The 7,650-nt window shown below is 60.8% G+C and carries 10 protein-coding genes and 1 pseudogene; 6 read left to right on the top strand and 5 right to left on the bottom strand.

Annotation, left to right across the window (positions count from 1 at the left end):
- Positions 1-48: 48 nt before the first annotated feature.
- Entirely contained in the window at positions 49-351 is a 303-nt protein-coding gene (locus CVV68_RS23305) for a hypothetical protein (protein ID WP_146239002.1), read from the bottom strand.
- Entirely contained in the window at positions 336-887 is a 552-nt protein-coding gene (locus CVV68_RS22425; RefSeq protein ID WP_110503201.1) for a hypothetical protein, read from the bottom strand. Before CVV68_RS22425 ends, CVV68_RS23305 begins: the two co-directional genes overlap by 16 nt.
- A gap of 771 nt (positions 888-1,658) precedes the next feature.
- Here CVV68_RS22425 and CVV68_RS23710 point away from each other — a divergent pair.
- Both CVV68_RS23710 and CVV68_RS23705 read left to right on the top strand, forming a co-directional pair.
- The gene (locus CVV68_RS23710; protein ID WP_170133325.1) at positions 1,659-1,799 is read left to right on the top strand and encodes a hypothetical protein; all 141 of its coding nucleotides are present in this window, start codon (positions 1,659-1,661) and stop codon (positions 1,797-1,799) included.
- A gap of 34 nt (positions 1,800-1,833) precedes the next feature.
- Entirely contained in the window at positions 1,834-1,977 is a 144-nt protein-coding gene (locus CVV68_RS23705) for a hypothetical protein (protein ID WP_170133324.1), read from the top strand.
- Here CVV68_RS23705 and CVV68_RS23700 read toward each other — a convergent pair.
- The 3 genes from CVV68_RS23700 to CVV68_RS22400 all read right to left on the bottom strand — a co-directional run bounded on the left by CVV68_RS23700 (position 1,974) and on the right by CVV68_RS22400 (position 4,701).
- On the bottom strand, positions 1,974-2,114 hold the full coding sequence (locus CVV68_RS23700; protein WP_170133323.1) for a hypothetical protein: 141 nt from the start codon (positions 2,112-2,114) through the stop codon (positions 1,974-1,976). The two genes, CVV68_RS23705 and CVV68_RS23700, sit on opposite strands and share 4 nt — an antisense overlap.
- A 185-nt stretch (positions 2,115-2,299) precedes the next feature.
- On the bottom strand, positions 2,300-3,007 hold the full coding sequence (locus tag CVV68_RS22410) for a cache domain-containing protein (RefSeq protein ID WP_110503198.1): 708 nt from the start codon (positions 3,005-3,007) through the stop codon (positions 2,300-2,302).
- A gap of 932 nt (positions 3,008-3,939) precedes the next feature.
- A complete protein-coding gene (locus CVV68_RS22400) occupies positions 3,940-4,701 on the bottom strand; it encodes a FadR/GntR family transcriptional regulator (RefSeq protein WP_110503196.1) in 762 nt (253 codons plus the stop codon).
- Positions 4,702-5,438: 737 nt separating this feature from the next.
- Between CVV68_RS22400 and hxlB the strand changes: the two genes are divergently transcribed.
- From hxlB to CVV68_RS22375, 4 genes and pseudogenes are all read left to right on the top strand, one after another.
- Positions 5,439-6,038, top strand: coding sequence for a 6-phospho-3-hexuloisomerase (hxlB, locus tag CVV68_RS22395; protein WP_110503195.1), 600 nt, complete (start codon positions 5,439-5,441; stop codon positions 6,036-6,038).
- 55 nt (positions 6,039-6,093) lie between these two features.
- Positions 6,094-6,717 (top strand): 3-hexulose-6-phosphate synthase, encoded by a 624-nt coding sequence (gene hxlA / locus CVV68_RS22390; protein WP_110503194.1) that lies wholly within the window; start codon positions 6,094-6,096, stop codon positions 6,715-6,717.
- 167 nt (positions 6,718-6,884) lie between these two features.
- Positions 6,885-7,130, top strand: a complete 246-nt coding sequence (locus CVV68_RS22385) for a hypothetical protein (RefSeq protein WP_146239001.1) — start codon at positions 6,885-6,887, stop codon at positions 7,128-7,130.
- A 347-nt stretch (positions 7,131-7,477) separates the two neighbouring features.
- Positions 7,478-7,650 (top strand): annotated as a pseudogene (locus tag CVV68_RS22375) (glucose-6-phosphate dehydrogenase); the annotation flags it as partial.

Here is a 7,650-nt window from a genome sequence, read left to right as displayed (position 1 = left end):
CCCCGCCGAGGTGATGCCGGTCACGTGCGTTTCTTCCTGACTGCAAAACTACGCCTCATAATTCATATAGTCCAGACTTTTTTTGACTGTTAACGTTTGCCAAAGGATTGATTCTTCCCTGGAGCTGGCAAGTTGAAAGCATTCAGAAGCCATGTGTGCGACCGTCACCATCGGTTCGTCCGCTAGCGGGATTTTTCGGACTAATTCGTTTTGAGGGCCTCGATCGACTGGAAACCGCGGAAGTTCCCGCTGGGTGAAGTCTTCCAGGTTGTAGCCGCCGGGCACGGCGGGGCGCAGGTACTTGGGCTTGACCAGCCCCTGGTGCCCGGCTGCTTCTAGGGTCTCGGGCATGGCACCGGCACCGCGGGCCGACCCCCCGGCACCTGGTAGTCCGTGTCGTCGTCGGTCATGGTCGTGTCGGTGCTGAGCAGTTCGATCCCGGCGTCCGCGTCGCTGGAGCCGGGGCCAGAGACCCGGGGCATGGCGGCGTTGGTGTAGAGCCAGGTTTCCGCTTCGGCGCTGATGTGGCCCTTGAACCCGTCCATCGTCACGCAACGCAACGTGTAGGCGTGCCGGGCCTCGGCGTCCACGATGGAGACGATCCGATCCAAGGGCCACCGCCGGGGGATCCGCCACCGCCCGTCGGTGCCGTCGGAGCCCTCGGCCGGCGCGACGTCCTGCACCGGAACCATGGCCAGCAGCATGCACGTGTACGCCTGCGCCTGCGGCGAATCTCCTTCCAGGGTGTCCGGGTCCACCGTGCCGAGCAGGGCCAGGTCGTCGGTGGCCAGCCCCGAGACCATCTCCTCTTTCTCTTCCTTGTCGTCCCGGGCGATCTCCGGCTTCCCCACCCGCGTGCGGGCGTAGGAGGTCTCATGCACCAACATCAAAGGAGCGCCATGTTCCATAGTCCTGCCGAAACGGCGGATTATGGCGACGAGCTGGGTAATGGTGTCCTGGGGGGCCACCGCATCTTGGAATATGGTCGAATCCACCGCGCGGCAATGCGGGCCGGTGAGGATCCCGGGCGCCGTGATGGGCCTGGGCGACGGCCGCGGTGAGGTGGTGCGGGCTGCGCCTGAAGTCCAGCAGGCGTGCCTTAATCCAGCCCAATTATTCCGCTCATTCCCAACTTGAGTTTTCGAGGTTTGGGGTCTGTGGAGCCTATGACCAAACTGTTGGGTGCCCAGCGGTCCACCTGGTAGATCGTGGAGGGCTGGACTTTGAGGTTGGTGGTTTCGGTGGGCATGCGGCGGGCTTTGGGTCGGCCGCCGTTGGAGGGGTAGAGGAGCACGGTTTAGCCGATGCTGGCGAGTTTGTTCAGGAGTTCAGGCATGGAGATGTGAAGCCCGGCGCGGTCGGCGCTAAGTCGCATCGACGCTGCTGCTGCTCGCGGCTAGGGCGGGCAGTCAGGTCCGTGCAATCGCTGGCCGGTACGGAGCCGACGTAGCCCAGGCCTGTGTCGGCGAGGAGGGCGATGTTTACTCTCGAGTTCTGCCCGGCATCGAAGACCACCGTCTTCTGCGTTGCCGATGCGAGGTGCGGGAGCAGCGGGATCCCCCGGCACGGATGGCGACCAGTCCCAGGCCGACCAGGCGCAGATCGGCGCGTTTCTGTTGGCCTTGCCTCGCTGGGCGACTGGCGCGGTGGCGTTGCCGATGTCAACGAGAGAGGCGCAGTTGGTCATGTCCAGCGCCATCGAACGGGTGTCCAGCCCGAACTGGTCAATCATCGCCAGCGCCATCTTCTCCTCGATACCCGCCAAAGCGTCCAGGGGCACGGCGTGCAGCGCATCCTGAGATCCGGAGGTGGTCCAGGGAGGAGGCACCGATCTTGGTGAACCGGTCCGCCGTGGTGCTCTTCCACGACTCGGCCAGCCCGCGCTTCGAACACGTGGCGTTGACCCGGTTCAAGACCGCCAGCGCCAAATTCGTCGACGGTGACAGCGGCATCCGAGCCGGACCCGGCCACGCCTAGATCATCCAGCAGCCCCAGAAGGCGGCCACCGCACCGAAATCCAGGTGCCGGGTCCGCTCGGGAACCATGGCCTCCTCGCGGCCGTCCAGGAGCGCCTCGACGTCGGCCGCGGTGCCCACGTACCGCTCAGGGACCATCTTCGATTTGCCATCTACCCACCCCATCTGGCGCAGGTACCGGTATGGCGGCCGCGAATGGTCTTCTTATACAAACTCGCCATGCTTTAGGGCACATGCCAATTCTGAGGCGGAATCAAGCACTGAAAAACGGCCGGTTCGCCCAGCGAACAGCCCCTAAAAATCACGATTCTCGGATACCCAAGCTATGTGGTGTAGATCAATGAGAGCCCCAAGTGGGGGACATCCAGAGTCATTCGATGCAGATCCGGAGATCCGGGCTTGATCCGCTCGCCAACCAAGTAAAGTCCAGAGTTTCCGAGAATGACGCGGTTGCTGGCGTTGACGAGCGCGGCATCGCTGGCGATGCCGCGCAGATTTGGCATGATGAGCGGTTCCAGGTCCTTGATCCGAATGTCGCATCCCGCCACCCCCGCAAAGGTTCCTCGGACAGAAAACGGTGCCGCGAACGTAAGGACGTATTCCTCGAAGCCGAGATAGTCCACATACGGGCCCCAAAGGGTCTGCTTACCTGTGGTAGCCGCAGTCGAGAAGAACGGCAGCTTTTCGTAGTCGTAATAACGCTGGCTGCCTGGAGTCAGGTCAAAGTCGAGCCTGCCAATGGCCCCGGATTCCTGGCGGGACCACCATTCCACAGTTCGGCTACCCTCCTCAACGGCATCCGTCGCGAAGAAGGCCCCGGCGCCGACAGCAAAAGTGTTCCGCGTCAGGAACTCCCGTGTTAGTGCATCCAAACCGACCAGCGCAGTCTTATCGACCTTGGACTTGTCGACGAGATTTTTTTCAAGCCGCGTGGCAACGTTTCTGGAGAGTTTCTCGATCTCGGTGGAAACGCCGTTAATCCACGAAGTGAGGGCATTGGCAGCATGGACGACTTCAGTAGTGGGGTTCATTGGCGCGTCTTCCCGGGTGGTGGTGAATCGGGGTTCGTGTAGCAACAGGATAGGGGCTTGGGGCCTGCGTTGAGATGGAGGTGTCTAGCATTCTTCCCACATCAGGAACCGCGAGCCTTGATCCAGCTTACTGAGTCATGCCCATATGCAACGACGATCCTCTTCAATTTGTCAGATCAGTGTGTCATCTCTGCCGTTTATGACATCGCCGCCGGCGTCCGTGTCGTCACGGTCGCCTCGGACTTCCGTACGATTTGTCTGAGCTGTGTGTTCTGGCGTCCCTGATGCATTCGCGCCGAATCCAGCGGGGTCGCGACGTCCACGTCGTCGGACATGCGAGGCTTCTGTGGTCCAAGAGCGAAGGCTTTTCTGTGGCGACGCCGCATTCATGACGACCGGAAAACCTTTTATGAATCCACCGGCGCGGGTGCCGGGGTTTGCATGGTCCATGGCACAGTTGAAGGAGACGCGTCGAGGATGCAGTGATCTGCTCTGACCTTGCGGCGTTGGATGTTGCGGCCGCGTTGAAGGTCTCCCGGTGGTTGGCTAATGCGGTCGTGGTCGCCGCGGCTACGGTGTTGCCGTCCGTGGACTTGTTGGCGCCCACACCGTTGGAAATTGATGAGCACTGTTTCCGCTCTGTGCATCAAATTCAAAAATGAGGTGGCACTTGCCATTGGGTCAAGGCCGCCACCGTGCCGGAAACGGACCGGATGAAGGCGGTGGTAAACCAGGGTGGCCCGAGAGCCAAACACTGTTGGGACACCCGGGCGACCACTGCGAAGGTCGGCGCAGCCATACCACCAAAAGGATTACCCGCGGTTCCGCATCTCAACCAACCACTGGGCACATATCCTATTGGGAAGTGCCGCCAGGACCGTGGCATGAACTTATCGCAGCGGCTTGGTATTCATCAAGAAACACGAAGAGCCTCATTGGCCATCGTGAACTGATTGGGCGTAACCGAGGGTGAGCTTCGCGTCGATGAGGTGGAAAATGTTTCTCCTGATGTGCTCAAGCACCAGTTTCTGTGCTTTCTCGGGTTGGTCCTGGGCGACTGCCCGGACCAATTCCAAGTGTTCAGCGGTAGCCGATTCGGGGTCAAATGGCACAGGGAGGGGAGTCCATAGCTGTTGAACTGTTTCTTCTTGAAGCCGGATTTCGGCATCGGTAAGCCTCGGGGACTGCGCCGATACTGCCAACTCGATGTGGAAGCGGCTGTCGGCAGGTGCACGCTCTTCGGGGGTCGTGGCCAGAACCAATGCTCGTGCAAGTTCCTGCAGACGGTCGACGTCGTGTGCTTCCGCGCGCTCACAGGCCAGACGGACGGTCGTGGCCGATATAGCCGAGTGTTCGTCTCCGATGTCGCGTATTTCAGAGACAGACGTTGAGAGAAACCAATCCCGTATGGTGGTGGGCTGAGGTCGAGGCTGATTGACGACAAAGGTTCCCCCACTCCGACCTCTGCGAGTCTCGACGACTCCCCGCTCGCGAAGTTCCCCCAAAGCTTCGCGAAGGGTCGCACCACCGACCCCAAACATGTCCGACAGTGCCGCTTCGGGGGGCAGGCGTTCCCCTACTTTGAGCAGCCCGAGGGCGATGGCCGTCGTGATTCTGTCGACAATGGCATCCGCTCTCTCGATTTCGGGCAGGGGCCGATAGATCTGCGGCTCAAATGAGGTCGGCGAGGCCAAAAGTCTGCGCTCCGAAAATGGTTGCGAATCGGGTCAATTCTCAGTAGTCCAGATGTACTTAAAAGGACTTTGATCGTACTTGAGAGTCTATACAAATAAATCCTTCAATTCTCCGACTTTCAACCCGACCAGCTTCCGCCCTCGTCAATAGGCACGCGGAGGGCCCCATACCCAGTGAAACAGCGAGAGTTCCTCGTCATGGTCGGCTCCAGCCGGCCGGCAATTAACCCGTCGCTGGAGTTCGGCCTCGTCAGCGCTTTCCCTTTGATGACGAAATGCATGAAGTCAGTGCGCCCTTGCGAATCAGGCCTTCGTAGTCGGCCCATCAACCATCCAACGCCTGACCAAGGACCAGGCATTGGATGGTTGTCGACGGCCAAAGATTGTGCCACGAACGGCAAGTTACTCCTGGGATTCTCGGGCGCCTGAACCAAGTGAGGGACGGCCGGTGATGAAGCCCGTCCGGGCTGTCGGCAAGTGTCGAAACCCGACGGCGAGATTCTGGGCGCAGATTCCGCAAACGGACTTGGCGGGGTTCACGCGCTTAGCTAAAACCCGCAGCTGCGCTCATCGGTACAGTTCGCCGGCGGCCGAAACGCTAGACCAATCCTAAAGTGTAGTCAGAACCGTCAAAAAACAGTGTTACCCCTGCCCGGTTGTTTCGGAATGATGGATATCAACCGGAAAGCATCCGTTCGGCCGCTACAGGCCGATGACCTAATCGAAGGGGACAAATCGTGAATCCGACAGCAAGCGCGACGCGAACCGTGTACACCACCGCAGGTGAGATTATCCGTAATCTGTCCCTCGTCAGGGACGAGATCGCGGACACGGCGGCCAAAATCGATGCACAGGAGATGGCGGGCCTAGCAGGCCACCTCGGCCAGAGCGGCCGGGTGTTCATCGCCGGAGCTGGCCGAAGCGGCCTGGTTTTGCGCATGGCCGCCATGAGGCTGATGCACCTGGGCATGACCGTCCACGTCGCCGGTGACACCACCACTCCTGCCATCAGTTCCGGCGACCTGCTCTTGGTGGCCTCCGGGTCGGGAACGACCTCGGGAGTGGTCAAATCTGCGGAAACAGCGGCGAAGGCGGGAGCGCGCATTGCAGCGTTCACCACCAACCCCGATTCGCCGCTCGCTGGACTCGCCGATGCGCTGGTGATCATTCCGGCCGCGCAGAAGACCGACCACGGCTCCAGTGTCTCCCGCCAGTACTCCGGGTCTCTCTTTGAGCAGGTACTTTTCCTCGCCACCGAGGCCATCTTCCAGTCGCTGTGGGACAACACCGATGAACCGGCTGAACAGCTCTGGCTCAGGCATGCCAACCTCGAATAACTGAGGCCCCCATTTTCCACACCCACCGCAGTTCCCTACAGAAAGAAGCAACATCATGAAACTCCAAGTAGCCATGGACCTCCTCACGACCGAAGCAGCCCTCGAACTGGCCGGCCAGGTCGCCGAATACGTCGACATCATCGAACTGGGCACCCCCCTGATCAAGGCCGCCGGGCTCTCCGCCGTCACCGCCATCAAGAAGGCCCACCCGGACAAGATTGTCTTCGCTGACATGAAGACCATGGACGCCGGAGAACTTGAGGCCGACATCGCCTTCAAGGCCGGCGCCGACCTGGTCACCATTCTCGGCACCGCCGACGACTCCACCATTGCCGGTGGCGTTAAGGCGGCCAAGGCCCACAACAAGGGCATCGTCGTTGACCTCATCGGTGTGGCGGACAAGGTCACCCGCGCCAAGGAAGTCCGCGCGCTGGGTGCGAAGTTCGTGGAGATGCACGCTGGCTTGGACGAGCAGGCCAAGCCCGGTTATGACTTGAACGGGCTGCTCCGCGCCGGAGAAGAAGCCCGTGTTCCGTTCTCCGTCGCTGGTGGCGTCAATCTCACCACGATCGAAGCCGTCCAGCGTGCCGGCGCCGATGTCGCCGTCGCCGGCGGTGCCATCTACGGCGCAGCCGACCCCGCCCTGGCAGCCAAGCAACTCCGCGCCGCCATCAGCTAGCCCTCCGATTGACGGTGGCGTCCCGCGCCCTTACAGAAGGCCGCGGGACGCCACCTTTGGGGTGAAGGCCCTGCAACGTCCGGGCCTTCAGTCTTGGAATTCCATGCCTGGCCCGGGTGGAGAGACGTCACCTCGGGCAGTGCTGGTTCGTCGGGAGGGTGGAGGACATGAGCCAACAAGCACTGGAAAAGCCTAGGGAAAGCCGCGGAATCCCCTACCAGCAGCCTGTCCAGGGGTGGGCTTCCCTTCAACACGGGGAATGTGTTGAAGTCTGGTCCATGGATTCGTTCCGTTACGTGGCTTACGTTGATGATCGTGCCGACGACGGCACACTGATATGGGTCGTCGAGGACGGCATGGGTTGCCGCCATCTGTTTGTTAATGGGGATCCCGTCACACTGTATTTGATCTAAGACACACCACAAACACCAATAATGAGTGGGTTGGCTCTTTGGGGGGCAAATCCCTGGGAAGGAAGCTGTTCATCATGCGTAGCCAGACCACTGAGAGTTTGGAACTCCTCATTACCGAGCCCGGTCAACTTTACGAGTTACTCGACGATGCAGAGGCCAAACTCCAGCGGGTAGCGATGGCCCAACGGTGTGCCGGCATTCTGGTCACCCGCCATGGTCCTTCCAGGTACTCGCTTGCACTCAGCGACACGGTTCCCTTTGGGGAGACCTGGGAGCACACACTCTCGTAACTGTCGGTCAACGGACGCACTGCCGGGCCGTTACCGATCGAAAGGTAGAAGGCGACAATGTCTGTTACTTACGTTGATTCTAATGTGGGGTCTGGGCTTAGCCCGCTCCGGGACGGCCGCGACCGCCGTTTGTCCCGGGTGGCGGGACCGTCCTCGCTGGTGCTCTTTGGCGTCACTGGAGACTTGGCACGCAAGAAACTCATGCCGGCCGTCTACGACCTGGCCAACCG

The organism is Arthrobacter livingstonensis, assembly GCF_003219815.1.
GTDB classification, from domain to species: Bacteria; Actinomycetota; Actinomycetes; order Actinomycetales; family Micrococcaceae; genus Specibacter; species Specibacter livingstonensis.
This window is presented reverse-complemented; position numbering and strand designations above follow the sequence as displayed.